23 protein-coding genes are annotated in these 26425 nt (G+C 44.3%); 12 read left to right on the forward strand and 11 right to left on the reverse strand.

The features are described 5' to 3' along the window. Positions 1-54: 54 nt before the first annotated feature. A complete protein-coding gene (nspC, locus tag A6D97_RS20680; protein WP_017063550.1) occupies positions 55-1194 on the forward strand; it encodes a carboxynorspermidine decarboxylase in 1140 nt (379 codons plus the stop codon). Between the two features lie 73 nt (positions 1195-1267). On the opposite strand, the gene A6D97_RS20685 is transcribed toward nspC, so the two are convergent. Together A6D97_RS20685 and A6D97_RS20690 are read right to left on the reverse strand one after the other, a co-directional pair. Continuing rightward, complete coding sequence (locus A6D97_RS20685; protein WP_017061000.1) at positions 1268-1780, reverse strand: ACT domain-containing protein; 513 nt, start codon at positions 1778-1780, stop codon at positions 1268-1270. 267 nt (positions 1781-2047) lie between these two features. Next, positions 2048-2956 (reverse strand): DUF3943 domain-containing protein, encoded by a 909-nt coding sequence (locus A6D97_RS20690; protein WP_017069173.1) that lies wholly within the window; start codon positions 2954-2956, stop codon positions 2048-2050. 210 nt (positions 2957-3166) lie between these two features. Here A6D97_RS20690 and A6D97_RS20695 point away from each other — a divergent pair, with 210 nt between their 5' ends. Beyond that, entirely contained in the window at positions 3167-4405 is a 1239-nt protein-coding gene (locus tag A6D97_RS20695; protein ID WP_065585167.1) for a CinA family nicotinamide mononucleotide deamidase-related protein, read from the forward strand. Positions 4406-4579: 174 nt separating this feature from the next. Here A6D97_RS20695 and A6D97_RS20700 read toward each other — a convergent pair whose 3' ends face one another. The 3 genes from A6D97_RS20700 to A6D97_RS20710 are packed head-to-tail and all read right to left on the reverse strand — an operon-like array spanning position 4580 to position 8497. After that, on the reverse strand, positions 4580-5425 hold the full coding sequence (locus tag A6D97_RS20700; RefSeq protein WP_065585168.1) for a DmsC/YnfH family molybdoenzyme membrane anchor subunit: 846 nt from the start codon (positions 5423-5425) through the stop codon (positions 4580-4582). A 1-nt stretch (position 5426) separates the two neighbouring features. Continuing rightward, positions 5427-6047 (reverse strand): DMSO/selenate family reductase complex B subunit, encoded by a 621-nt coding sequence (locus A6D97_RS20705; protein ID WP_004733360.1) that lies wholly within the window; start codon positions 6045-6047, stop codon positions 5427-5429. A gap of 11 nt (positions 6048-6058) precedes the next feature. Beyond that, on the reverse strand, positions 6059-8497 hold the full coding sequence (locus A6D97_RS20710) for a DmsA/YnfE/YnfF family dimethyl sulfoxide reductase (RefSeq protein ID WP_050621272.1): 2439 nt from the start codon (positions 8495-8497) through the stop codon (positions 6059-6061). A gap of 198 nt (positions 8498-8695) precedes the next feature. Here A6D97_RS20710 and A6D97_RS20715 point away from each other — a divergent pair, with 198 nt between their 5' ends. Together A6D97_RS20715 and napF are read left to right on the forward strand one after the other, a co-directional pair. After that, entirely contained in the window at positions 8696-9262 is a 567-nt protein-coding gene (locus tag A6D97_RS20715) for a molecular chaperone (RefSeq protein WP_017060995.1), read from the forward strand. After that, a complete protein-coding gene (napF, locus tag A6D97_RS20720) occupies positions 9262-9777 on the forward strand; it encodes a ferredoxin-type protein NapF (protein WP_065585169.1) in 516 nt (171 codons plus the stop codon). Before A6D97_RS20715 ends, napF begins: the two co-directional genes overlap by 1 nt. Positions 9778-9949: 172 nt before the next feature. Here napF and yfaE read toward each other — a convergent pair whose 3' ends face one another. The 4 genes from yfaE to ubiG all read right to left on the reverse strand — a co-directional run bounded on the left by yfaE (position 9950) and on the right by ubiG (position 14999). Next, entirely contained in the window at positions 9950-10228 is a 279-nt protein-coding gene (yfaE, locus tag A6D97_RS20725; RefSeq protein ID WP_010438115.1) for a class I ribonucleotide reductase maintenance protein YfaE, read from the reverse strand. Then, complete coding sequence (gene nrdB, locus A6D97_RS20730; RefSeq protein WP_017063554.1) at positions 10228-11361, reverse strand: class Ia ribonucleoside-diphosphate reductase subunit beta; 1134 nt, start codon at positions 11359-11361, stop codon at positions 10228-10230. The genes yfaE and nrdB overlap by 1 nt, the downstream gene beginning before the upstream one ends. Positions 11362-11464: 103 nt before the next feature. Continuing rightward, positions 11465-13747 carry a class 1a ribonucleoside-diphosphate reductase subunit alpha gene (gene nrdA, locus A6D97_RS20735; RefSeq protein ID WP_017060992.1) on the reverse strand — a complete coding sequence of 761 codons (2283 nt, stop codon included), beginning with the start codon at positions 13745-13747 and terminating at the stop codon, positions 11465-11467. 508 nt (positions 13748-14255) lie between these two features. Further along, the gene (ubiG, locus tag A6D97_RS20740) at positions 14256-14999 is read right to left on the reverse strand and encodes a bifunctional 2-polyprenyl-6-hydroxyphenol methylase/3-demethylubiquinol 3-O-methyltransferase UbiG (protein WP_017063556.1); all 744 of its coding nucleotides are present in this window, start codon (positions 14997-14999) and stop codon (positions 14256-14258) included. Between the two features lie 258 nt (positions 15000-15257). Here ubiG and gyrA point away from each other — a divergent pair, with 258 nt between their 5' ends. Together gyrA and A6D97_RS20750 are read left to right on the forward strand one after the other, a co-directional pair. Beyond that, entirely contained in the window at positions 15258-17915 is a 2658-nt protein-coding gene (gene gyrA / locus A6D97_RS20745) for a DNA topoisomerase (ATP-hydrolyzing) subunit A (protein WP_017063557.1), read from the forward strand. A gap of 174 nt (positions 17916-18089) precedes the next feature. After that, a complete protein-coding gene (locus tag A6D97_RS20750; protein ID WP_017063558.1) occupies positions 18090-18719 on the forward strand; it encodes a tetratricopeptide repeat protein in 630 nt (209 codons plus the stop codon). A 25-nt stretch (positions 18720-18744) separates the two neighbouring features. Here A6D97_RS20750 and A6D97_RS20755 read toward each other — a convergent pair whose 3' ends face one another. Continuing rightward, a complete protein-coding gene (locus A6D97_RS20755) occupies positions 18745-19089 on the reverse strand; it encodes a rhodanese-like domain-containing protein (protein ID WP_017063559.1) in 345 nt (114 codons plus the stop codon). A gap of 125 nt (positions 19090-19214) precedes the next feature. Further along, a complete protein-coding gene (nrfA, locus tag A6D97_RS20760) occupies positions 19215-20645 on the reverse strand; it encodes an ammonia-forming nitrite reductase cytochrome c552 subunit (protein ID WP_170791837.1) in 1431 nt (476 codons plus the stop codon). A 482-nt stretch (positions 20646-21127) separates the two neighbouring features. On the opposite strand from nrfA, the gene nrfB reads away from it, so the two are divergent. From nrfB to nrfF, 6 genes are all read left to right on the forward strand, one after another. Beyond that, positions 21128-21712, forward strand: coding sequence for a cytochrome c nitrite reductase pentaheme subunit (nrfB, locus tag A6D97_RS20765; RefSeq protein ID WP_008222036.1), 585 nt, complete (start codon positions 21128-21130; stop codon positions 21710-21712). A 3-nt stretch (positions 21713-21715) separates the two neighbouring features. Then, complete coding sequence (gene nrfC / locus A6D97_RS20770) at positions 21716-22402, forward strand: cytochrome c nitrite reductase Fe-S protein (RefSeq protein WP_065585171.1); 687 nt, start codon at positions 21716-21718, stop codon at positions 22400-22402. 2 nt (positions 22403-22404) lie between these two features. After that, positions 22405-23379: a cytochrome c nitrite reductase subunit NrfD gene (gene nrfD / locus A6D97_RS20775; protein ID WP_065585172.1), complete on the forward strand. Its 975-nt coding sequence runs from the start codon at positions 22405-22407 to the stop codon at positions 23377-23379. A 131-nt stretch (positions 23380-23510) separates the two neighbouring features. After that, complete coding sequence (locus tag A6D97_RS20780; RefSeq protein WP_065585173.1) at positions 23511-25427, forward strand: heme lyase CcmF/NrfE family subunit; 1917 nt, start codon at positions 23511-23513, stop codon at positions 25425-25427. After that, the gene (locus A6D97_RS20785; RefSeq protein ID WP_017063563.1) at positions 25408-25962 is read left to right on the forward strand and encodes a DsbE family thiol:disulfide interchange protein; all 555 of its coding nucleotides are present in this window, start codon (positions 25408-25410) and stop codon (positions 25960-25962) included. The genes A6D97_RS20780 and A6D97_RS20785 overlap by 20 nt, the downstream gene beginning before the upstream one ends. Next, complete coding sequence (gene nrfF / locus A6D97_RS20790; protein ID WP_065585174.1) at positions 25959-26399, forward strand: heme lyase NrfEFG subunit NrfF; 441 nt, start codon at positions 25959-25961, stop codon at positions 26397-26399. The genes A6D97_RS20785 and nrfF overlap by 4 nt, the downstream gene beginning before the upstream one ends. The last annotated feature ends 26 nt before the right edge of the window (positions 26400-26425 follow it).

Here is a 26425-nt window from a genome sequence, read left to right on the forward strand (position 1 = left end):
CAAAATTGTTAATTTACCTTTCCATCTATAGATGCTGCTTGAGTGTTTACAAAAATGACGTTTAAGAAAGAAGAACTAAAAACCCCATATTTCATGATCAACGAAGACAAGTTGATTGCGAACTTAGAAAAAGCCAAGCAACTGAAAGAGATTTCAGGTGTGAAATTGGTACTTGCGCTTAAGTGCTTCTCGACTTGGGGCGTGTTTGACATCATCAAACCGTACCTAGACGGTACTACTAGTTCTGGCCCTTATGAAGTGAAATTAGGTCACGAAACTTTTGGCGGTGAAACTCATGCTTACAGTGTGGGCTACAGTGAAGATGACGTGAGAGAGGTTGCTGACATCTGCGACAAGATGATCTTCAACTCTCAAAGCCAACTTGCTGCTTACCGTCATATTGTTGAAGGTAAAGCTTCACTGGGTTTACGTTTAAATCCGGGCGTGAGCTACGCAGGGCAAGACTTGGCGAATCCAGCACGTCAATTCTCGCGTTTGGGCGTGCAAGCTGACCACATCAAACCAGAAATTTTCGATGAGATTAATGGTGTGATGTTCCACATGAACTGTGAGAACAAAGACGTCGATGCGTTTATCGGCCTGCTTGATTCAATCTCAGAACAGTTTGGTGAGCACTTAGATAAGTTGGACTGGGTGAGCATGGGCGGAGGTGTGTTCTTCACATGGCCTGGCTATGACATCGAAAAACTCGGTCTTGCGCTGAAAGCCTTCTCTGAAAAGCACGGTGTGCAGATGTATCTTGAGCCGGGTGAAGCGATCATCACTAAAACAACCGACCTAGTTGTGACAGTGGTCGATATTGTTGAGAACGTGAAGAAAACAGCGATTGTGGATTCAGCGACTGAGGCGCACCGCCTTGACACGCTTATCTACAATGAGCCCGCATCAGTATTGGAAGCATCAGAAACAGGCAGCCATGACTACGTGATTGGTTCGTGTTCATGTCTTGCGGGCGATCAGTTCTGCGAAGCGAGCTTTGATGAGCCACTTAAGATTGGTCAAAAGCTGCATCTGTTAGACAGCGCGGGTTACACAATGGTGAAATTGAACTGGTTCAATGGCCTTAAAATGCCTTCAATCTACTGTGAACGTAGCAGTGGTGAAGTTCAGAAGCTAAATGAATTCGGCTATGAAGACTTCAAACGCTCATTATCACAATGGTCAGTTAAGTAACTGAATCACAAGTTCAGAGCAATACAAAGAGCAGCTAATGAGCTGCTCTTTTTTGTTCTTTAATTTTGTTTATTTAGCTTTCAATCATCACACGAGTATCTTCACTGAGCGTTTCGAGTTCATTAACTACGTCGTCGATCTGTACTTCGATTGGCAGCTTAACGGCGATTTTTGATGTGAATAGACTTGAGCTAACACCGCCGCCACCAGCGATAAAGACGCGGTGACAATCCATATCGAGAATACTGATTCCTTGTCTATCCAATACATGAGTCACTTCGTTGACGATACCTGCTCGGTCGTTAGAGTCGAGTCTCAAGTGATGGACCGTGTCTTGAACATTGTGTGTATGATCGGAATCGACAAACTGCACGATGAGATCTGGATTGGCGCTGAACGCTTCTTTTACAATCGATTCGTTGATGGCTGGAAGTTGAACCTTTAGTACGCCTGCGACTTGGTCTTCAATAAAGTTCACTTTACTGATGAGCCATTTGCCGTCGTTTTCGTGAGTAACCGCAGCAAGCTGTTTGATTGTTGCTGGTGATGCTTTTCCGATAAAGTTTACGATAAATGTACTGTTCATATCAGCCCCCAAGGTTTCAATTATTCTTTGCTAATTAAATGTTTGATATCACGCGATAAAGTTCTTTAATTTCAGTGTAGAAGGTTACATCGAACAATGTTTGACCTAGGTCAATTTTTGAAACTAAGCTTCGATGCAAAAAAAGAGAATGAAGAGTAGGGCACAAAAAAAGCGGCTAGAGAGCCGCTTTTTAGAAGAGTTGTCACTGTGATTGATGATTCAGCAACTTATATTCAATAACTTATATTGAGTAGTACTAGAGACGAATTAGAACGTTACTTTGAAGTTCATACCAACAAACTGAGAGTCGTATGGTGCGCCAGCATCGTAAGCAAAACGTGCAGCGTCTTGGTTATCCCACCAAGGGTTAGTATTCAGGTTAACTTCTGCATCACCGCCCCATGCGTCACTTACCCAGTAGTGAATGTGTCCAACAGGGTTAAGGAAGAATAGCGACACATCACCCATGGTTTGAGAGCCCATCACTTCGCCACCTGAAGCAATGATATCCTGCTCTGCTTCTAGCATCATTTCACCGACAACCGCACCGAAGAAAGGTGTGATGAAGAGATCTTGCCATGAAGGTACTTCTGCAAACGCTTCTACGCCGTATTCCCAGAAGAACGTCGACATAGTCCAAGAGTATAAGAATGACTCAAACTCGTCGTAACCTGCGTGTCGAGCTGCGGTGTAGTAAACACCACCGAAATATGGGTGCATTACGTAGTTTAGGAAGTGTTCGTCACGGTCCCATGTTGGACCAGCAGAAACGTTATCTTTCCACTTTTTACCTAATGAGCTGATATCACGTTGGTCATCATCCCACTTAGTAATACTTTCAGGGAGCAGAGTCATTAGACCCACTGTCGCGACACTCAAGCCAAGAATGGTGTAGGTTTGACCCATTAGGTAATCCCAATCTTTCTCCTGACTCACCAACATGTGTTTTGGTTGTTGGATTGAGAAGTCGTACTCATCACTCGATTCGCTCAGTGCGTAATTGGTACTAGGCTTGTAGGTGTACAAGTTGTCATTAAAACAGTAATCTTGAGCACATTCATCCGAGTAAGAAAGGTTGATTGGCTGGTCGAAGTCGTATTGGCTTGCAACCGAGTTAACTGACATTAGCATTGAAAATGCGGCAGTAACCTTTGCTAGTAACGGTGATTTGGCCACAAGGGTCTCCATGAGAAAGTTTGGAATTGATCAGGGTCACAATTATCTATTAAATGCCTGATTTAGGGAACTAATAATTTATAGCTTTTCCTAAGAAAACCTTAGGTTTAACATTATTAATATTAATGAAAAGGCGAATTGCTCCAAATTCAACCATAGACCAGTTTGTAAATAATGCAGTGTCTTTTTATGACAACAAGGGATAGAAATATGACGAAAATCGCAATGTTAAGCACAGGTGAAGAAGTTCTTCATGGAGACATTGTAGATACAAACGCAGCTTGGATGTCTGCTGAGTTTTATCAGCATGGTTTTGCGCTTGCTAAGCGCTCAACTGTGGGTGATCAAATGAATGCTCTTGTTGAAGAATTGCTGATGCTGAGCTTTAACTATGATGTGGTTATCGTTAATGGTGGTTTAGGCCCGACAACCGATGATATGAGTGCTGCCGCCGCTGCAGCTGCTTCCGAGCAGAAACTCGTCATGTTCCCTGAATGGCTTGCTCGTATGGAAGAGATGTTCTCTGGACGTGGCATGCCAATGCCAGACAGCAACCTTAAACAAGCTTTGTTACCTGCGAGTTCAGAGATTGTCGATAACCCTGTAGGGACGGCTTGTGGCTTCAAACTGAAAATTAACGATGCGACTTTCTATTTCACGCCGGGTGTACCAAGTGAATTCAAGCGCATGGTGACGTTTGAGATTCTTCCTGACTTGTCGTGTACCTACCCTCAAGTGGTTGCCTCTGAATGCAGTCGACTGTTTACGTTTGGTTTGTCTGAGTCCGGTATCTCTGATGTTTTGGATCAACTAAAGCTGCCAGAAGGTTATGAACTTGGTTATCGCTCTTATCTGCCGTTCATTGAGGTCAAACTGTTTGGTCCTAAGGCAGACTTAGAAACTCGCGTTAAGCTTCTGCAGATGGTTTACAAGCTGCTAGAGAGTAATGTCGTTAGTGTTGATGAGCCGATGATTGACCATATTGGACACATCATGGCGGAAAAAAAGAAGACGTTATCTGTGTCTGAAGTGTCGACCAAAGGTTCACTGTCAGCGTGGCTGCAATTGAATGAGCAGATAGAAGATTGCTTCGGACACTCATGGGTGATGGCTGAGCCAAAAGAGAGCGAACTTGAAAAGAGCGATCCATTAGCCGCGACCTTTGCGCTGGCTGGAGCAACAAGAGATAAGTGCGGAACTGAATTGGCTTTGGTGACTGGTAAGCTGGAAGGCAACACATTCAGCGTTGCATTGTCGACTGAAGCAGGCGAGTGGGGGCAGGTACTTGAGTTTTATCGTCAGTACTCGCGTGAAGACCAACGCAACGTGATTAAGACCGTTGCCACCGATATGCTGAGAAGGCATTTAGATAACAAACCGATGTTTGGTACTTATTCTTCGGTTAAGCGATTAAAAGACATGTTTATTCCAGCGGCTATCATTAAGTAGCTATGTAAGCTAACGATGTAAGCGAACTCGCTAAGTCTGTATTAAAAACGCTAGAAAAAACGAAATAAAAAGGCCCAACATCTAAATAGGTGTTGGGCCTTTTGTTTATCTAGCCTTCTAGATAACCAAACAAGCAGCGATGTTTACACGCAACTCATGTCTGTAAGAACTCGATTACAAACCGCTTGTCATATGTAGGCTGTAGAACAAACCACGGCCGATTAACTCTGAAGCCAAGAACAATACTAGTGCTAAGCCAAGGTTAACTGGGTTCACTTTTGCTTTGTTCAGCATAGGTAGAATCCAAATCAACAAGCTTGCCATTAGCAGTGCCACTTGAAGAATCACATAGCTACCTAAACCATCGACTAACTCAGACGCTTTTGCCGCTGAAGTTTGGATGTCTCCGATTAGGTTCAGTTTTCCTACTGTCACAAGCAAGCTGATAGCAACAGCGATAACAGCCAACATGGTGATGTTACGGTCAACCGTAAAGCGGCTGTCGTTTGCGAATACAATCACGAACTGAGATAACAGCAAGCCACCCACAACCATCGTCATGATGAAGCTCAGTGGTGTGTAGATGTTGTCCCACGTCGGTACTGTGTTGATCATGTATACGTTGATCATCGCGTACATGAAGATAACACCCAGTAACATCGCGCCAACCATCAGTGCTTTCTGGATAGCAACGCCACCTTTCTTGACTACCGACAGTAACCATTGCAGGCCACCGACAGCGAAGAATGCCGCACCGAAGAACACTTCGTTAGACAACCAAGCCGAACCTAGCTGATTAAAAGCGTTAAACGCGCGCAGTGGAGAGCCAAGGTGCGTTGTCGAGAACATGAAGCCAAGACCCATCAGTACCCATAGGATAAACATTGGAACCTTGTAGCTGTTCAGCTTCTCTTCGTCATGACCAAGTACCAGTGCACGTGCGCCAATCAGTAAGTAACCACCAACCGCAGTTTGCGCCAGCACCGTAAAGAAGATTAAAGACCACTCATGAAAAATCATCTTACACCTCCTTCGGGTTTGCTAGGTGACCGCTGGTATCGCCAGTCGGCTTCGCGTTTTTGTTCAGCTTAATCACGATGTTTGGTAGCGTTTCTGTTGAAGATGGCAGTGGAGCCACATCCGCACCAGAGCCGTACTTCTCGCGAAGTGTATTGATTTCACCAAACTCCAATGCACGAAGTGGGCAAGACTCAACACAGATAGGCTGTTTGCCTTCAGAAACACGTTGGTAACAACCATCGCATTTCGTCATATGACCTTTCTTAGCATTGTATTGTGGTGCGCCGTAAGGACACGCATTGCTACAGTGCTGACAACCAATACATACGCTCTCATCAACCACAACCAAACCGTCTTCATCACGTTTGTGCATTGCGCCCGAAGGACACACTTTCACACACGCTGGGTTAGTACAGTGGTTACAAGCGATAGATAGGTAGTAAGAAAAGACATCTTTCTGAACCCAGGTATCACCATCTTGAGTGAAGCCACCACCGGCATATTCGTATACGCGACGGTAGTTCGTTTTGATGTCTAGATCGTTATAATCTTTACAAGCAAGCTGACAGGTTTTACAACCCGTGCATTTACTTGAATCAATGTAAAAGCCGTATTGTTTCATTCCAACCTACCTTATGCTTTCTTTAGCGCTTTGATTTGAACTAGGTTTGTATGCTGAGGGTTACCCTTAGCAAGTGGGCTCGGGCGCTGAGTCGTCAGCACGTTGATAGAGCCTGCATGGTCGATCTTCTGACCATCTGGTGCGTACCATGCACCTTCGCCTAGTGCGACAACTCGAGGAAGAATCCTAGGTGTCACTTTCGCTGGAATATGTACTTCGCCACGGTCGTTGAAAATACTCACCATGTCGCCGCTTTCAATACCACGTTCTTTTGCATCGATTGGGTTGATCCACAACTCTTGCGGTGCTGCTGCTTTGATTTCTGCAACGTTGCCGTAAGTCGAGTGAGTACGAGCCTTGTAGTGGAAACCGGTTAGCTGAAGTGGGTACTTCTCTGCTAGTGGGTCGTTATGACCTTCGAAAGAGTCCGCGTAAATCGGAAGTGGGTGAATCACTTCGTCTTCTTTCAGCTTCCAAGTCTTCGCGATATCAGCCAGTTGCTCTGAGTAGATCTCGATCTTGCCACTTGGTGTGGTCAGTGGGTTCGCTTCAGGATCTTTACGGAAATCTTCATAAGCGATGTAGTGGTGGTCGTAGCTACGTTTGTAGATACCCAGCTCTTTCATCTCTTCGAAGGTTGGCAGTGTTGGATCGTTCTTACGAGTTTCTGCGTAAAGGTGCTCAATCCATTGCTCTTGAGTACGGCCTTCGGTGAACTCTTTTTCTACGCCCATTCGTTTCGCAAGCTGAGTACACATCTCGTAGATAGATTTCGCTTCAAACTGAGGCTCAATCGCTTTCTGCGCGTAGATGAAGTAAGGCATGTTCGCCGCTTTACCGTCCATACACCAGTCGTCTTGCTCAGACGTTGTTAAGTCTGGCAGGATGATATCGGCGTACTTCGCTGAAGACGTCATATGGTTATCAACCACGACAATCATTTCACACGCACTTTCATCTTGAAGAATCGCGTGAGTCTTGTTGATGTCTGAGTGTTGGTTAATGATGCAGTTACCTGCGTAGTTCCAGATCATCTTGATTGGGTTCTTAAGGCGCTCTGCACCGCGAACACCATCAGTGATGTCGGTCATTTCATGGTGACGGTAAATCGCGTCTGTCCACATGAACATTGAAATAGACGTTTCAACTGGGTTTGGCACAGTAGGGAAGCGCACAAATGGAATGTTGATGTCGCTTTCACGAGCGCCGGTTGAACCGCCTGATACGCCCACAGAACCAGTGAGCAGTGACAGCATCGCGATTGCACGACACGCTAGTTCACCGTTCGCAGTGCGTTGTAAGCCCCAACCTTGGTGAATCGCACATGGTTTCGCTGTGCCCATTTCACGGCCAAGCTTAACGATAGTATCAACTGGAATGCCTGTGATCTTAGAGGCCCATTCAGGTGTCTTCTCTACGCCATCTTCACCTAAACCTAAGATGTAAGATTTGTAGTCGCTGTTTTTAGGCGCTGATGCAGGCAGAGTCTTCTCGTCGTAACCTACGCAGTATTTGTCTAGGAACGGTTGGTCGACAAGGTCTTCAGTGATCATCACGTGTGCAAGACCTGCTACCAATGCAGCATCAGTTGAAGGACGAATTGGAATCCATTGATCTTCACGACCACCTGCAGTATCGGTGTAGCGAGGGTCGATGATGATCGTTCTTGCGTTCGATTTGTTTTTGCTTTCTACGTAGTGGTGGATCAGACCGCCGCCAGACATACGAGTCTCAGCAGGGTTGTTACCAAATTGGATATTAAGCTTTGTGTTCTCTAGGTCAGAGAAAGAGTTGTTGTTTGCCCAACCACCGTAGGTGTAGCTCAAGCCTTTCGCGATTTGCGCTGTTGAGTAGTCACCGTAATGGTTTAGGTAACCACCACTTAGGTTCATTAGACGAGCAATCAGCGTTTGTGCTGGTGGCCAAGATTTAGTAACCGTGCCGCCCAGCGTACCTGTACCGTAGTTTAGGTAGATAGTGTCGTTACCGTAGTCTTTGATAAGGCGTTGCATGGTGCCAGCGACTTCATCATAAGCCTCTTCCCAGCTAATACGCTTAAACTTACCTTCACCACGTTTACCCACACGTTTCATTGGGTACTTTAGGCGATCTGGGTTATAAACACGGCGGCGCATCGAGCGACCACGTAGACACGCACGAACTTGGTGATGACCGTATTCGTCAGTGCCTGTGTTGTCTGTTTCTACGTATTTGATTTCACCGTTTTGTACATGCATACGCAGTGGGCAGCGAGAGCCACAGTTTACTGTACATGCACTCCATACGATTTTCTCATCCACATTTTCAGCAACTGCAGCCGCTACTGGTTTGGATTTGAAAGGTAATGCAATACCGCCCGCAAGTGCAGCTGCACTACCTACTGCAGAGGAAGCTTTCATGAAGCCTCTTCGAGTAAGATTCATTACCCCAGATTCTTTCTTATTCGTCATTCTAAGATGCCTTTTACTATTGATAGCTAGCACTTTATAGGTAGTTTATTCTTTATGTATTTATTTCGAATTATTGGTTGATTGGCATCAAATAAGTGTGGAATTTAAAGTTTATGAATTGAATGTATAAAATAGATCAAAGAATGAAATGAGTTAATTAATATAATTATCTTTAAACCTATAACGGTATAAATAATAATGATTATCGATACGCATAAATTGTTGGGTTCGCTATTTTATCAAGCGACAAGTAAAGAACAGTTAATCACCATTGTCGAAGCTTTGGTTGAGAGCGAAGTACTCTCTGAAGAATGCTTGCAGGCATTAAGAAGCGAAGACGAAGATGCGCTCGCAGCAGAGTTCAGCCGCCTGTTTGAAGGCGTTGGAGACATGCCAGCTCCGCCTTGGGGTTCTGTGTACCTAGATAAAGACCGCGTTGTGTTTGGTGCTTCTACGGTTGAGTATCGCCAGTTTTTAGAATTGAATCAGATTGAATTAGACACTGGGTTAAGAGAGCCGGAAGATCAATTTGGTTTAATGTTATTCGCTCATGCGTATTTGTTAGAAAATAATAATATTAATTCAGCTGGTGAATTACTTGAGGGTCACTTATTAACTTGGTCTTCTGTTTATTTAGAAAAACTAAATAAAGCATCAGAGTTATCTTTTTATAAAAAGCTATCGGTTGATGTAATAGATTGGTTTAAGTACTTAATATCTGAATATAATTTAAACGTTGCTACTAAAAAGTTATATATCGACTAATGTCTGAACAAATAAATTCAAATAGACGCGGTTTCTTAACTCGACTTTCTAAACCGGTTAAAGCAGCCGCGAATTATGAAGAGATATCACAGCGCTTGCATGCAAGACCGCCAAGAGCGGTCGATGAGGTGCTGTTTGAGCGTCTTTGCGACGGTTGTGGATTGTGTGAACAATCGTGTCCAAATAGCGTTATTGAGATGCTAGAGGGCAGTGCGCTGCTGAATTTGGATTACAACAGTTGTTCTATGTGTAACAAATGCACTGAAGTGTGTCGGACCGGCGCACTTCATCCAACGGCCACGCCTTATATCGACCTCAAGCCGAGCTTTGCGGATAGCTGCAATAATTACATGCAAATGGACTGTTCAGCATGCCAAACGGCGTGTTCAGCTGGTGCAATACACATCGAAGTAGGAGAGTTGCCTACAGTGGACAAAGATAAGTGTAACGGCTGTGGAGAGTGCCGAAGCGCTTGTTATATTGGCTCTGTGACTCTTAACCTGACTCAGCAATAAACGTTTGGCTTTGTATGACACAAGCCAACAGGAATATTTGGTTGAGTGATAGACGAGTCGCTTTAGATACCTAAAGACATAAATAGAAAAGGGTCCGCATTCCTAAAGGAAGCGGACCCTTTTTTGATTCTTATTGACGATATTCGAACAAAGTGACCTAAAGCCAGCTGGCTTATGCGCGTTTTTGCTTGTTTCTATGAATAACGTTACTCAGCGATAGCTCAGTCTTTGCTTTACAGATACAAGGCAATATCTCATTACCTTGCGTGTAAGCCATAGCAAAACCAACGTACTCGACCTCACCAGAATCCAACGTGCAGCGGCAAGCGCCACAGTGACCATCTCGGCAGTTGTATTCTGGCTCTAACCCAGCTTGTTCCATTGTTTCCAACAGAGTGTTTGAAGGGTTAGATTCAATTGAAGTCAGTTTGTTGATTTTGATTGTTGGCATTACAGCTCAAATCCTTCAAAGTCGTCAGCTTTTACTTCATTGTCGATTTGGCCAACTAGGTAAGAACTGATTTCTGCTTCTTGTGGAGCAACTTGAACGTTATCTGAAGACAACCAAGCGTTGATCCATGGAATTGGGTTCGACGTTGCTGCTGGGTAAGCCGTACCTAGGCCAACAGCCTGCATACGGATGTTGGTAATGTACTCAACGTATTGGCAAAGAATGTCTTTGTTCAGACCAATCATAGAGCCATCTTTGAATAGGTATTCTGCCCACTCTTTCTCTTGCTCAGCCGCTTCTTTGAATAGGTCGAAACACTCTTGCTTACACTCTTCAGCGATCTGCATGAATTCAAAATCATCTTGACCATTGCGTAGCAAGTTGATCATGTGCTGTGTACCAGTAAGGTGAAGGGCTTCATCACGAGCGATTAGCTTGATGATCTTCGCGTTACCTTCCATTAGCTCACGCTCAGCGAATGCAAATGAACATGCGAAACTTACGTAGAAACGAATCGCTTCTAGTGCGTTTACAGACATTAGACATAGGTAAAGTTTCTTCTTCAGGTCGTGAAGTGAAATCTTGACGTCTTCGCCGTTGATGCTGTGGTTGCCTTCACCGTAGCGGTGGTAGTCAGCCGTTAGCTTGATTAGGTCGTCGTAGTAGAAAGCGATGTCTTTAGCACGCTTCAGAATCTCTTCATTTTCAACGATGTCGTCGAATACTACGCCTGGATCATTCACGATGTTACGGATGATGTGCGTGTAAGAACGAGAGTGAATCGTTTCAGAGAAAGACCAAGTTTCAATCCAAGTTTCAACTTCTGGTAGAGATACCAATGGAAGTAGGGCAACGTTAGGGCTGCGGCCTTGGATTGAATCTAGAAGCGTTTGGTACTTCAAGTTAGAGATGAAGATGTGCTTTTCATGCTCAGGAAGCTTGTTGTAGTCGATACGGTCGCTAGACACGTCTACTTCTTCTGGACGCCAGAAGAAAGAAAGCTGCTTCTCGATAAGCTTTTCGAAGATTTCGAATTTTTGTTGGTCGTAACGTGCAACGTTTACCGACTGACCCAAGAACATTGGTTCTTTTAGTTGGTCATTTTTTTGCTGAGAAAAAGTACTGTAAGCCATAAATGCCTCAAATCCTTTAAAGACCCGTAATAAAACGGACCCTGTTAATGCTTTAAACCCAGAGAAGATAACTCTTCTCTGGGGTCTTAATGTTTATTGCGGTTTAGATCTTACAACCGCCGCCTTCACAATCTTCTTCCGGCACTTGAACTGCATCGCCTTGGTCGTCTTTAGCACCATCACGAGTGTTATGGTAGTAAAGCGTCTTAACACCGTACTTGTACGCTGTTAGTAGGTCTTGAAGCAGCTTCTTCATTGGTACTTTACCGCTGTCGTAAACACTTGGGTCATAGTTAGTGTTTGCAGAGATAGCTTGGTCAACGAATTTTTGCATGATACCCACTAGGTGTAGGTAACCGTCGTTAGAACCAATGTTCCAAAGTAGCTCGTAGTTCTCTTTAAGATTTAGGAAATCTGGAACCACTTGCTTAAGGATGCCGTCTTTCGATGCTTTCACTGATACGTAACCACGTGGTGGCTCGATACCGTTAGTCGCGTTCGAGATTTGAGACGATGTCTCAGAAGGCATAAGCGCTGTTAGCGTAGAGTTACGCAGACCGTGCTCCATGATCTCTTCACGTAGAGAATCCCAATCGTAGTGCAGTGGCTCTTCACATACTAAGTCGATATCTTTTTTGTAAGTATCGATTGGCAGTAGGCCTTTCGCGTAGTTGGTCTCGTGGAAAGATGGGCAACGGCCTTGCTCTTTCGCTAGTTCAACAGATGCTTTTAGCAAGTGGTATTGAATTGCTTCAAAAGTACGGTGAGTCAGGCCATTCGCGCTGCCATCAGAGTACTTAACACCATTCTTCGCTAGGTAGTATGCGTAGTTGATTACACCTACACCTAAAGTACGACGGTTCATTGTCGACTTGTATGCAGCTGGAAGCGGGTAGTCTTGGTAATCAAGCAGTGCATCTAGAGCACGAACAACCAGCTCAGAAAGCTCTGCTAGGTCGTCCAGTTCATTGATTGCGCCAAGGTTGAATGCTGAAAGCGTACATAGTGCAATTTCGCCTTCGTCATCTTCTACGTTAGAAAGTGGCTTAGTAGGAAGCGCGATTTCTAGACATAGGTTCGATTGACGAACAGGTGCTACTTCAGAATCAAACGGGCTGTGTGTATTACAGTGGTCAACATTCTGAATGTAGATACGACCAGTAGAAGCACGCTCTTGCATTAGCAGAGAGAAAAGCTCAACGGCTTTAACCGTTTCACGCTTCACTGAAGGATCGTTTTCGTACTTAACGTATAGCTCTTCAAAACGGTCTTGGTTTTCGAAGAACGCATCGTAAAGGCCAGGTACGTCTGAAGGTGAGAACAGGCTGATGTTGCCACCCTGAACTAGGCGAGAGTACATAAGCTTGTTCAGCTGTACGCCGTAATCCATGTGACGAACTCGGTTCTCTTCAACGCCGCGGTTGTTTTTCAGTACTAATAGAGACTGAACTTCACCGTGCCATAGTGGGTAGAATACAGTTGCTGCACCGCCACGAACACCACCTTGAGAACAACATTTTACTGCTGTTTGGAAGTATTTGTAGAAAGGGATACAGCCCGTGTGGAACGCTTCACCATTACGGATTTCAGAACCAAGCGCACGGATACGACCTGCGTTGATACCAATACCAGCACGTTGAGATACGTAACGAACAATTGAGCTTGCTGTCGCGTTGATAGAATCAAGGCTGTCACCACACTCGATCAGTACACAAGAACTGAATTGACGAGTAGGCGTACGCACACCAGACATGATCGGTGTAGGTAGAGAAATCTTAAACGTAGACGATGCGTCGTAAAAACGTTTGATGTAGTCAAGACGAGTCGATTTCGGGTATTTAGCGAATAGACACGCAGCAACTAAAATGTAAAGGAACTGAGCACTCTCGTAGATTTCTTTCGTTACACGGTTTTGCACGAAGTATTTACCTTCGAGCTGCTTAACCGCTGCGTAAGAGAAGTCTAAGTCACGTTTGTGGTCGATGTACTCGTCAAGCTCTTCGAATTCAGCTTTCGTGTAATCTTCCATAAGGTGGCTATCGTATTTACCCATATCAACCAGTTTTGCAACGTGGTCATACAGTGCAGGCGGCTCGTATTCGCCGTACGCTTTTTTACGTAGGTGGAATACAGACAGACGTGCTGCTAGATATTGGTAATCAGGAGTCTCTTCAGAGATTAAATCCGCTGCTGACTTGATGATAGTTTCATGAATGTCAGTAGTGGTGATGCCATCGTAAAACTGAATGTGAGCTTTCAATTCTACTTGTGATACAGAAACATTGTGCAAGCCTTCAGCTGCCCATGTAATCACGCGATGGATCTTCTCTAGATCGATCGTTTCTTTGCGCCCGTTACGCTTGGTAACAGTAAGTTGTTGGTTCATTCTGCTTAATTTCCCTAACAAAACTGAACAAGGCCGTGTTTTTGTGTATTTCTGTGTAATTTTTGTAAATTACGTTTCGGCTTTGTGATCTTGGTCTACCCATACATTGTAGTTCAAACACAACATATAGGGGTCATTTGTTTGTTGGGTTACAAGATAGTGCTACAACTGATATTTTTCAAGGTAAAGAAATGGGGTTGCTTGTGGATAAGTGGTGGATTGAAAAAAAACTGTAAGTGACCACTAACTGATGAGGTTATATGTGACTTGATTGTATAAAAGTCGGCTTTTAATGATGCTTTATTTTTGCACGCCCATAAAAAAAAATTCCTTGATCTTTGGCCAAAATGGGCGATTGATTTTAGGCGATTAAATTTAAATCGAGGTGGTCAAAATGGAAGCTAGCGCACGAAATTTAGACTGAAAAAAGTCGCAAAGTTATGGTAATTGCAACTCTTTTCATTCGTCTTTTTTACAAAAGGTTTTACGGTAGGGCTACCGATATTTTTTAGCCAAAGTTTTGCGTGTGGACGATGTAGTTTACGTCTACATTTGTGCCTAAACGATAAGTGTCCGTAAGAGGATTGTAGTGCAGCCCTGTAATCCCTAGTTCTTGCAGCGGAGTGTTATCGACCATCTTGATAAGTTCTGCAGGGCGAATGAACTTCTCGTGCTCATGAGTGCCCTCAGGAACAATCTTAAGTAGCTTTTCTGCACCAACAATAGCGAACAGGTAAGATTTGAAGTTACGGTTCAAGGTAGAGAAGAACACGTGACCACCCGGTTTCACTAATTTTGAACATGCACTAATCACAGATTGTGGATCAGGAACGTGCTCTAGCATTTCCATACATGTCACCACATCGTAAGTTTGTGGATTCTGTTCTGCATGGTCTTCGATGGTGCTCTGGATATAATCGAGCTTGGTGCCAGTTTCCAATGCGTGAAGACGTGCCACTTCTAGCGGTTCTTTACCCATATCTAGGCCAGTGACTACTGCGCCCTCAACAGCCATGCTTTCAGCCAAAATGCCGCCACCGCAGCCAACATCGAGGACTTTCTTACCAAATAAACCTTCGGTCTTTTCTAGCACGTAATTTAGGCGCAGTGGGTTGATTTGATGTAGAGGCTTAAACTCGCCTTCCAGATCCCACCAGCGCGACGCCATGTCTTCGAATTTTTTGATTTCTGCTGGGTCTACGTTCTGTGATTTAGTCATAATCGGCATTTCCAAGTTAAATAATGCATCCATGAAATTGCAGGCATTATAACTTGCCTTTTCGCTCTGACCAGAAGATCTACAATTTTGCTAGTTTATTGGATGTAAAGTGACCATGTTTCAGCAAGATATGATGCGGAGGTGCAATTTCTCATCAATTGATTGGCTACAAGGGTCACAAGATGGTAAAAGGAGAGGGAAAGTGATGCCTCCGTAGGTAAATTTGTGTTATATTTTTCGGTCTTATACGTATTCAAAAATACGATCTGACTATAGAGGGAAAATGGCTCTATGAGCGATCTAGCGAAAGAGATCACGCCCGTAAATATTGAAGATGAGCTTAGAGGTTCATACCTAGACTACGCGATGTCCGTCATCGTTGGTCGTGCCCTTCCAGATGTGCGTGATGGCCTAAAACCTGTACACCGCCGCGTTTTGTTCGCGATGAATGTACTAGGTAATGATTGGAACAAACCATATAAAAAGTCTGCTCGTGTAGTAGGTGATGTAATCGGTAAATACCACCCACATGGTGATAGTGCTGTATACGATACTATTGTTCGTATGGCGCAACCGTTCTCACTGCGTTACATGCTAGTTGATGGCCAAGGTAACTTTGGTTCTATCGATGGCGACTCCGCGGCTGCAATGCGTTATACCGAAGTTCGTATGGCGAAAATTGCTCACGAGCTCCTGGCTGACCTTGATAAGGAAACTGTGGATTACGTACCGAACTACGATGGTACAGAACAAATTCCAGCAGTACTTCCTACAAAAATTCCTAACCTATTGGTAAACGGTGCTTCTGGTATCGCAGTAGGTATGGCTACCAACATCCCACCACATAACCTTGGTGAAGTTGTTGATGGCTGTTTAGCATTTATCAATAATGAAGATATCACTATTGATGAGCTAATGGACTATATCCCTGGTCCTGACTTCCCAACAGCAGCACTTATCAGTGGTCGTAAAGGCATCGTAGATGCTTACAAGACTGGCCGCGGTAAGGTTTACATGCGTTCAAAAGCGGATATCGAAGTAGAGAAGAATGGTAAAGAAACCATTATCGTTACTGAGATCCCTTACCAAGTAAACAAAGCTCGTTTGATCGAGAAGATTGCTGAACTGGTTAAAGATAAGAAAGTAGAAGGCATCAGTGCACTGCGTGACGAGTCTGATAAAGACGGTATGCGTATTGTTATTGAATGTAAGCGTGATGCAGTAGGCGAAGTGGTTCTTAACAACCTATACGCTCAAACTCAACTGCAAACGACTTTCGGTATCAACATGGTTGCGTTGAATAACGGTCAACCACAGTTGTTCAACATCAAAGACATGCTTAAGTGCTTCGTAGACCACCGTCGCGAAGTTGTGACTCGTCGTACTATCTTCGAATTGAAGAAAGCACGCGACCGTGCACACATCCTTGAAGCATTGTCTCTAGCACTTGCTAACATTGATGAAATCATTGAACTGATCAAGAGCGCGCCAACACCAGCAGAAGCTAAAGTTGGTTTAGTGTCTCGTGGTTGGGATCTTGGTAACGTTGCTTCAATGCTTGAGCGTGCAGGTACTGACGCAGCTCGTCCTGATTGGTTAGAAGACCAATACGGCATCCGCGATGGTCAATACTTCCTAACGGAAACACAAGCACAAGCAATTCTAGAACTTCGTCTTCACCGCCTAACAGGCCTTGAGCACGAGAAGATTCTAGACGAGTACAAAGCCCTTCTAGAAGAAATCGCTGAGCTAATGCACATTCTTGCAAGCACTGAGCGTTTGATGGAAGTTATCCGTGAAGAACTTGAAGCAGTACGTGAAATCTATGGCGACGAGCGTCGTACAGAAATCACAGCGGCAGTTCATGACATCGACATGGAAGAGCTGATTGCTCAAGAAGACGTTGTAGTAACGCTTTCTAACGCAGGTTACGTTAAGTACCAAATCCTAAGCGACTACGAAGCTCAGCGTCGTGGTGGTAAAGGTAAGAGTGCAACTAAGATGAAAGATGAGGATTACATTGAGCGTCTGCTTGTTGCTAATACTCACGATAACATCCTATGTTTCTCTACTCGTGGTAAGACATACCGTCTGAAAGTTTACCAACTGCCATTAGCAAGTCGTACTGCTCGTGGTAAGCCTATCGTTAACATTCTTCCTCTAGAAGAAGGTGAGCGTATCACGGCTATCCTGCCTGTTTCTGAGTTCTCTAACGAGAAATTCATCTTCATGGCAACGGGTGACGGTACTGTTAAGAAGACATCACTGGATCAGTTCGCAAACGTACGTGCTAACGGCCTAATTGCAGTTAACCTACGTGACGATGATTCACTGATTGGCGTTGACATCACTAACGGTGATAGCGACATCATGCTGTTCTCTAAATCGGGCAAAGTTGTTCGCTTTAACGAGGACAAAGTACGTGCAATGGGCCGTACTGCCTCTGGTGTTCGTGGTATGAAGCTTCCAGAAGACGATCAAGTAGTATCGTTGATTGTTCCTTCTAACGAAGGCGATATCCTAACTGTGACTCAAAACGGTTACGGTAAGCGTACTGAACTAGCTGAATACCCAACGAAAGGCCGTGCAACGCAAGGTGTGGTTTCTATCAAAGTCTCTGAACGTAATGGCCCAGTTGTTGGCGCTGTTCAAGTTGAAGAAGGCGACGAAATGATGATGATCACCGACGCAGGTACGCTAGTACGTACTCGCGTTGCGGAAGTGAGCCAAGTTGGTCGTAACACTCAAGGTGTAACACTGATTCGTACTTCTGACGACGAGAACGTTGTAGGTCTACAACGTATCGACGAAGTAGAAGAAGCTGAGATTGTAGAAGGCGAAGCTGAGGCTGGTGCTGAAACTATTAACGCTGACGTTGCTGAATCAAGCGAAGAGCAAGCATCAGATGCTTCTGACTCTGAAAGTGATAGCGAGCAAGACACTGAGTAATCTCGATTACGCTAAGTAATTAAGCTTATCATTGAAAAAACCGAGCCTAAGTGCTCGGTTTTTTATTGCCTGTGGTTTGTGGAAAATCGTTAAATGCCAATAGCTATAACTTGATCAAGTTTGCTTTGTGGTGAAAGAGGTAGAGTGAATGGGCGGATAAAAAGGGAGAGTAAAATGGATATCTGGTTACTGGTTGCTTTGTTATTGATGAGCCTATTTTTGGTGGTGATTGTCGTTGCATCAAACAAAAACAGTCGTAGCCTTAAGGGGAACCTTCTTATATCACTCACCGCAGTGCTACTCAGTGGCATTATCTGGTTTCAAATGAAGCAAGAGCTGCCTCAGCCTCCTTCCAATGACAACGAAAATTACACCACAACAGATTTCCAAGATGAGCTGCAACAAAGCCTTAAGCAAGACCCTAATCAATCAGACCTTTGGTTTAAGCTTGGTGGTGTTTATATGCAGAAAGGGGAGTTTGATGCTGCATTTACCTGTTACGACTATGCGATTCGTTTAGACCCACAGGCGCCTTCAGGGCTTTATGCAGCTAAAGCGAGCGCCTTGTATTACCTAAGTTCACAGGCGATGAGTGATGATGTGAAAGTGCTCTTAAATCAATCCATGGAGCTTGATCCCAACGATCGTACGGCATTGATGTTGATAGCGACCGATCACTTCATCAGTATGCGCTACCAACAAGCGATCGATGCTTGGACTCAAATTCTCGATTCTAACCAGAAAGGCATTGATCGTGTCTCTATCATCCATTCGATCAACCAAGCTAAGCAAATGATCCGTTAAACGGGCACTATCTGTAATTTCGAGATTATTTGCTTTCTTGCATCTCAATTAAACCGCCAGCGTTGTGGATCTGTGTAAACCCTTGAGCTTTCAAATACTGGTAAGCTTGTCCTGAGCGGTTACCACTGCGGCAATACAAAACGATAGGTTGAGCTTTGTCTATGCTGGCAAAGTGCGTAGCGACTTCAGAAAGAGGGTAGTTAATCGCATTGTCCAGATGACCTTGCTTGAACTCTCCTGGTGTCCTGACATCAACGACCAGCGCACCTTCCTCAATCATTTCCCACCCTGTTTCTGCTCGTTCTGAGGCGTGAAGTCCTGAACTTGTTAATGCGATGCATAATGCCGAAAGCGAAAGTAAGTGCTTCATTCTTTGTTCCTTGAATTAGCTAAAAGGTAATGTGAAATTGGGACGGTTGAGTGCGCCCAAATCTAAAAAACCAGCCACACCTTTACAGTGTGACTGGTTTTATCTTATTGGTCTATTTGAAGGAACTAGTATTCGTAGTTAGCTTCACGCTTTTCAGCTTGCTCTTCCCACTTAGGAACCACGGTGTCTAAGAAGTGTTGCTTCTCAGCATTCATCTTATCCATGTCCATTCCTAGCGCTTTCTGAGCGGCTTCTTTGGTTGAGATATCTGGAATCTCGATTGGATCGGTAATGCCTTTCTTCGCAAGTAGACGAACAATCTTAGTTCGCGCGTCTGCTGCGCGGTCAACCGCCGTTCCAAGAACCTCTAGGGCTACTTCAGGCGCGTGCATGTGAACACCATGAGATGCGATAGCGTAGTCCCAACGCCATTGCGCATGACGAATATCTTGTAAGATAGGTGCCATCTCTTGTTCTGTTGCGCCTGCTTCCCATGCTGCGCCTGCTTCAAAGTGAGCGGCTACGATTTGTTTCTCAGCGGTCAGCTTCATGTTTAGTACTTGAGCTTTGCGGCTTGAAACGATGTTACGCATGGTCTCTTTAGATTGAGTATGGCAGTTAGCACAAGTGTCTTCGAAGCGGTCAAACGGGTTACCTACTTTATGGTCGGTGTAAACGGTACCGTCTTCTTTCGTCACTTTAGGCATGTGGCAGTCAACACAAGCGACGTTGTTCTTACCGTGAATACCTTCACGCCAAGTTTCGTAACCTGGGTGCTGAGCCTTTAGCATTGGTGCTTTAGAGACTTTATGTGTCCAATCTTTAAAACCAATCTGATCGTAGTACTCTTCCATCTGTTCAACACGCGTCCCTTTATCCCAAGGGAATTTCACACCTTTTGTTGGACCCGTGAAGTAGTATTCCACGTGACACTGAGCACACACAGAGGCTTGCTGATCAAAGCGACCTTGCTCTTCGAAGTTCTTCCCAATCGCATCGAACGCACGTTCAACATAAGGACGAGTGATCTTTAGTGCAGGTTCGCCATTTTTAAAGCCTTCACTTTGAGTATCGTGACAGTCGGCACAACCAATTGGATTGACTATCTCGCTGCCAAGATGAGCCCATTTACCTTCAAAGTAGCCGTCTTCACCACGCTCTTCAATAACGCGTGCTACGTCTGGGCTTTTACAGCTCCAGCACGCCATTGGCATTGGGCCTGAATTTTCGTCGGTTGGTCCGCCAGTACGCAGGGTTTGTCTTACATCATCAACCGCATAAAAGTGGCCGCGGGCTTTGTTGTAGTCTTTCGCGAAACCGTAGCCCGCCCATAGAATAACCATGTTTGGATCTTCTTTTAGTGCGTCTTCAATGGCTTCGCTCTCTGACGTTTGTCTCCATGAATGGTATTGATCTGGGTGGTTTTGCTCGAACTGGTCGTTACGAGGATCACCAATTTCTTTTTGTTCAGACGCAGCAAAACTGGTCGCGCTTACTAGTGATGCGCTAACCATTAATAATGCTGTGACGGAATTACGTATCCAATGCTTTTTCACAGTGATATCTCCAATATACTGATTTTTATACCAAGCGTTGTGAGTTTGCTATTCAAATTAAGAACTGGAGAATTGCTGTTTATATTAATTCATAAATAAACACATTTTGTTACGTGTCGGATGTTTGCTTGTTTTAGATCAATTAATGACAGTGACTTCAATCACGTTGAAGTTTATATAACCCTAAAGGGGTATGTGGACATCAAGTTAGACTGGTCTTATTGAGAATTATTAGCATATATAACAAACAATTACCCGACATGCCCTCACTATAAATAGGGTGATTGTGTTCACATATTACCCTTTGTATATTTCGCTTTACCTAATTAGGGGTATATTCTAAATATAGAAAGCGTTGTGGCTTATCCAAAATAAGAATTGATATCATTTAAGCGGTAATAATATCGTTTAAGGGTACTTTTGTTTAACCGGAATATTATTTGGTTGAGAGTTAAATAATGCCGGTATAAGGAAAGGATAAAATGGGCAATATTAAATTGGCCATAGTCATAATGCTTAAATCCCTTCTAGCATTCTGCCTCTATGGTTATTCCATTCATGCTGTTGCAGAGCCTGCTGTTACGCCAGTAGGAGAGTCAACAAGACATGAAGTCGAATTAATACGTGACAAAGATTACAAGTGTGTCCAATGCCATAAAGATTCTAAAGAAACGGTATTTGGTTCACATGGTGAGAGTGCGCACGCTTTGCTTGGCCGTGAAGTGAATTGCACAGATTGTCATAGTTCTATTGGCCCCGATCACCGTGATGGTGCACCTGAGGTGGTGAAGTATCGCGCGGCTCAATCACAACCCGGAACCGAAAAGGTTTTCCTCGATCCTAGCTTAATCCTAGATGCCAACAGCCAATGTATAGATTGTCATAAGCCTGATGATCTGCGCGAAGCGAGTTGGACTCATGACGTACACGCACAAAACTTAACGTGTTCAAACTGTCACGATGTGCATGCGAGTGAAGCGAAGGTGCTTGGCTTAGATAAAAAGCAAACCATCAAGCTGTGTGTGGATTGCCATTCAGACTTCAACCAGAAGAAAGAAGGGGAGTAATCTATGAGCTGCTCAAGAAGAAACTTTTTAGCTGGCGCGGGTGCCGTTATTTTCACAACTGGTGTTGCAAGTACTGCAGCGGTTACAAGCCGCAAAACGCTGGCTAATGTTCAGGAAGATGGCACCAAGCGTTACGGAATGGTTCATGACGAAACCGCTTGTATTGGCTGTACTGCTTGTACTGAGGCGTGTCGTGAAGTAAACAAAGTGCCTGAAGGCGTATCGCGCTTAGAAATCATAAAGAGCGAACCTCAAGGTGAATATCCAAATGTTGATTACCGTTTCACTCGTAACTCTTGTCAACATTGTGATAATGCACCTTGTGTGATGGTTTGCCCAACAGGCGCCGCCTATAAAGATGAGAAGACAGGAATTGTTGATGTACATAAAGAGAAGTGTGTCGGCTGTGGTTATTGCCTGCTAGCTTGTCCATATCAAGTGCGCTTCTTCCATCCTAAGAATAAGTCGGCCGACAAATGTAACTTCTGCCGTGATACCAATCTTGCACAAGGGAAGTTACCGGCTTGTGTCGAATCTTGCCCGACAAATGCGCTAGTATTTGGCGATCTAAATGACCCTAAGAGTGAGATAAACCAGGTGCTTAAATCTGAGGTGGTTTACAGAGATAAAGCTTATCTCGGTACTCAACCAAAACTCTATAAAGTGCCACACCAAAAAGGGGAGATCTGATTATGAGTGCATGGGACACAGCTTTTCAGTCTGGTACTGTGGTATGGGACTGGATTATAGCTATCTATCTATTTCTCGCGGGGATGTCGGCGGGCGCCGTAATGATCTCCATTTACCTAAAACGTAAGGTCATTGAAGGCGATCCTGCTCATAATGGTGTATTAAAGGCGACCGCTTTTCTTGCGCCATTTGGGATCATTTCAGGCCTACTTATCTTGGTTTTCCACCTGACAAATCCGTTATCCTTTTGGAAGATCATGATCTTCTATAATCCAACGTCTGTGATGTCGATGGGTGTGATCTTATTCCAAGTGTATATGGTGATCCTATTTGTTTGGATCGGCATTATATTTAGAGATCAAATCGTTGTATTTTTAAATGACCAAACATGGTTAAAAGGACGACTCGATTTCGTCGGGAACTGGATTGGCAAATTAGAAGTGTTTGAGAATGCTCTGGAAATATTCTTAGCTGTTCTTGCTCTAATGCTTGCCGCTTATACCGGATTCTTGCTTTCAGCTTTAAATACCTTCCCACTGTTGAATAACCCCGTGTTGCCGATTTTGTTCTTATTCTCGAGCTTATCTTCGGGAGCGGCGGCGTGTATTTTATTTGGTGTGTTGGTCTTTAAAGAATCCCCTCATAGCCCGAGCATTTCATGGATCCACGGGTTCGAACGTCCGGTCGTGATGTTTGAGTTGTTTGTTCTTATTACTTTCTTTACTGGGCTTATCTTCGCTGGTGGCCAAAGTGAGCAAGCAGTATGGAACGCAATCGGCAGTGGTTTCTGGGCGAGTTGGTTCTGGTATGGCGTAATCGGTGTTGGCATGGTTCTACCGTTGTTGCTGAATGCCGTTACACCAACCTCAATCCGCCATAGTTCGGTATATATTTTCTCGGTGACTTCACTAAGCCTAATGGGCGTATTAATGCTGCGAACTTTTGTCCTTTATGCAGGGCAGTTAACGATAGCTTAATTTCGCTCAAGTTTATTAGTGAGTGGATGTTGGATACTTGACATCTGCTCACTAGATACCGTTTCGTTGAGCAACAAAAGCGAATAATGGTTTAACTTGGTTCTGCTCCGGTAGAGTCTTATTGAGGTGATATGGTCGGTTCTTTGGGGCTGTTTAGTTTGGTGTTGGTTGCTGTACTCAGCAGCACTATTGGTGTGCATTCGCTTTACCAAATGCTAAATAAACGGACGCAAAATCTAGGTTTAATCCGCAGTTTCTCTCTTTCAAGCACGCAGTTTTCTCTCACTTCTGTCGTATTGCTTGGCTATGCCTTTGTCAGTGATGACTTCTCTATTCTCTATGTCGCTGAACATTCAAATACTCAATTACCCTCATTTTTTAAGCTCGCAGCCGTATGGGCAGGTCATGAAGGTTCCTTGTTATTTTGGGTACTGACGATCAGCGTCTGGTCTGGCGTTATCGCCTTACAAAAACACTATTCAAATGAATACCAAAGCCGTGTGTTGTGGGTAATGAATCTACTGCTCGCGATATTTGCTTGGTTCACCTTATTCGCATCAAACCCATTTGAAATGAACGCGACATTACCGCTAGAAGGGCGCGACCTTAACCCAATGCTGCAAGATGTCGGTCTGATTTTTCACCCCCCACTGCTTTACCTTGGCTATGTCGGCTTTTCTGTGGTGTTGGCATTTGCAGTTGCCGCTTTGCTGGTTGATCCTATTGAGTTTGATTGGGTTGCCCATTGTCGCAGTTGGTGTTTAGTCGCTTGGATCTTTTTAACCGCGGGGATCATTCTTGGTTCTTGGTGGGCATATTACGAGTTGGGCTGGGGCGGCTGGTGGTTCTGGGATCCGGTTGAAAATGCAAGTTTGTTGCCGTGGCTTACTTCGACCGCTTTACTGCACAGCCTAGGTGTTGCTAAGGGCAAACAACAGTTACTGAAATGGTCTCTCAGTCTCGCTTTCATTACGTTTTGTTTAAGTATCCTCGGTACTTTTATTGTTCGATCTGGCGTCCTCACTTCCGTTCATGCTTTTGCTGTTGACCCAACCAAAGGTATCGCGCTGTTGCTGATACTGGTTTTGGTGTTAGTGAGTTCGTTTTCTCTTCTTATTGTTCGTGGTGAATCTTTCGAGTCGAATCCAATCACTAGCTTTGCGAGTAAAAGTTTTTTGAGTTTAGTGGCGGTACTTATATTTGTACTGGGTACGGCGGTGGTGGTGTTTGGTACCTTCTACCCAATGGTTTTTGAATTACTTGGCCTTGGAAATATCTCTGTGGGCGCACCTTACTTTAATCTTCTTATTGCGCCATTGGCTCTGCTTGCGATGGGAGTGATAGGGTTAGCGCCATTGCTCAGTATCAAACCTCAAGCGTCGAAAGGTGTGATTGGAATTATTGCCTTATTGTCTCTCTGTCTTGGCTTTGTAACTTATGTTTTGCAAGTTGAAGCGATCCAAGTGATGGTGCTAATGACATGGTCACTTGCGTTTTGGGTAGCCCTGACTCATGTTTACGGCTTAGCGGTAACGCGCAACTCTAAGTTTCAACGCAAAGTATGGGTGATGACGTTGGCGCATGTGGGTGTCGCAGTATTAGCGATAGGTGCCGCGATGAATAGCTACCACTCGTTTGAGCGAAGTTACAAATTGAGCCCAGGTGAAGAGGTTGAGTTTATGGGCTGGACGCTCTCTCATCGTGATACCGAGCTCTATGTCGCCTCCAACTTTACTGCAGAAAAAGCGATACTCGAATTAGATGCTAGCGAGCAAAGCTTTTCCATCGCGCCAGAAAGAAGACACTACCAAGTTCGTGTTATGAACATGAGTGAGCCTGCAATGAAGTGGTTCTGGCATGGCGATGTTTATATCACCATGGGCGAGAAAGTCGATTCCACCGCTTACGCATTTCGTGTTCAGTATAAGGCGTATGCGCGCTGGATCTGGTTTGGTGGGCTGTTCTCCATTATCGGCGCTTTGCTCTCATTGACTCATCGTAAAAAGAAAACCGTTAAGGCGTCACAGTATGCATACCAGCGTTCGTAACAAGCTAATTACTCTAATTGCCTTAGCATTGATTGTGGTGCTGGGATTTGTCTTTGCGCTTGATAATAAGCAGCAGTCGACCATTGTGTCTGAACAACAAAGGGCATTTCCAGAATTTACATCGACTGCGTTAGTGAATAGTGAAGGCGTCAATGGTCAGCAGAAAATTACGCTTACTGATGTCACGCAGCACCCTTATCAACTGGTTAATGTATGGGCATCTTGGTGCGGGATATGTAAAACCGAACATTCATTTTTGCTTCAACTTCACGATAAAGGCATTCCCATCGTTGGGCTTAATTATCGAGATAACTCTGGGGCTGCGATTAACGTGTTATCGAACGATGGCAACCCGTACTCAACCGTGATCAGTGACCCTCAAGGCAAGTTAGCATTAGAGTTGGGCGTAATCGGCACACCTGAAACGTATTTGGTTGATGCCAATGGCCAGATCATTAAAAAGCTATTGGGCGTGATTAATGAAATGGTATGGAAAGATGAGCTTGCGATGTATTTTGATGGTGTGAATGGATGATGAAGTCTCTAGTACAAACCTTGTTTATGCTGTCAGCTCTTTTAGTGATTAGCCTTTCAACCATGGCTGAAGATCTGTTTACTGCCAGTAATAAAGAGACGAGTATTCAAGTTGAACTGTTTGAGTTTGAAAACCCAGAACAACAGCAACGTGCTATTAGCTTGGCGAAAACGTTACGCTGCCCACAATGTCAAAACCAAAATCTGATTGAATCCAACTCACCAATAGCAAAAGACTTACGCCTTGTTGTATTCAATATGGTGAAAGCAGGGAAGAGTAATAATGAAATTACTCAATATATGACGGAAAGGTTCGGTGAATTTGTGCTCTATAAACCAGCAATGAGTGTTTCAAACTTATTACTTTGGCTACTTCCGAGCGTATTATTTCTCTTATTTATATATCTATCAGTAAAAAGTGTTAGAAAGAGCTCATAAAAATTATGTATTACTGTTTACCAATT

It is taken from the genome of Vibrio sp. ZF57, from assembly GCF_001691235.1.
In the GTDB taxonomy this organism is placed as follows: Bacteria; Pseudomonadota; Gammaproteobacteria; order Enterobacterales; family Vibrionaceae; genus Vibrio; species Vibrio crassostreae_C.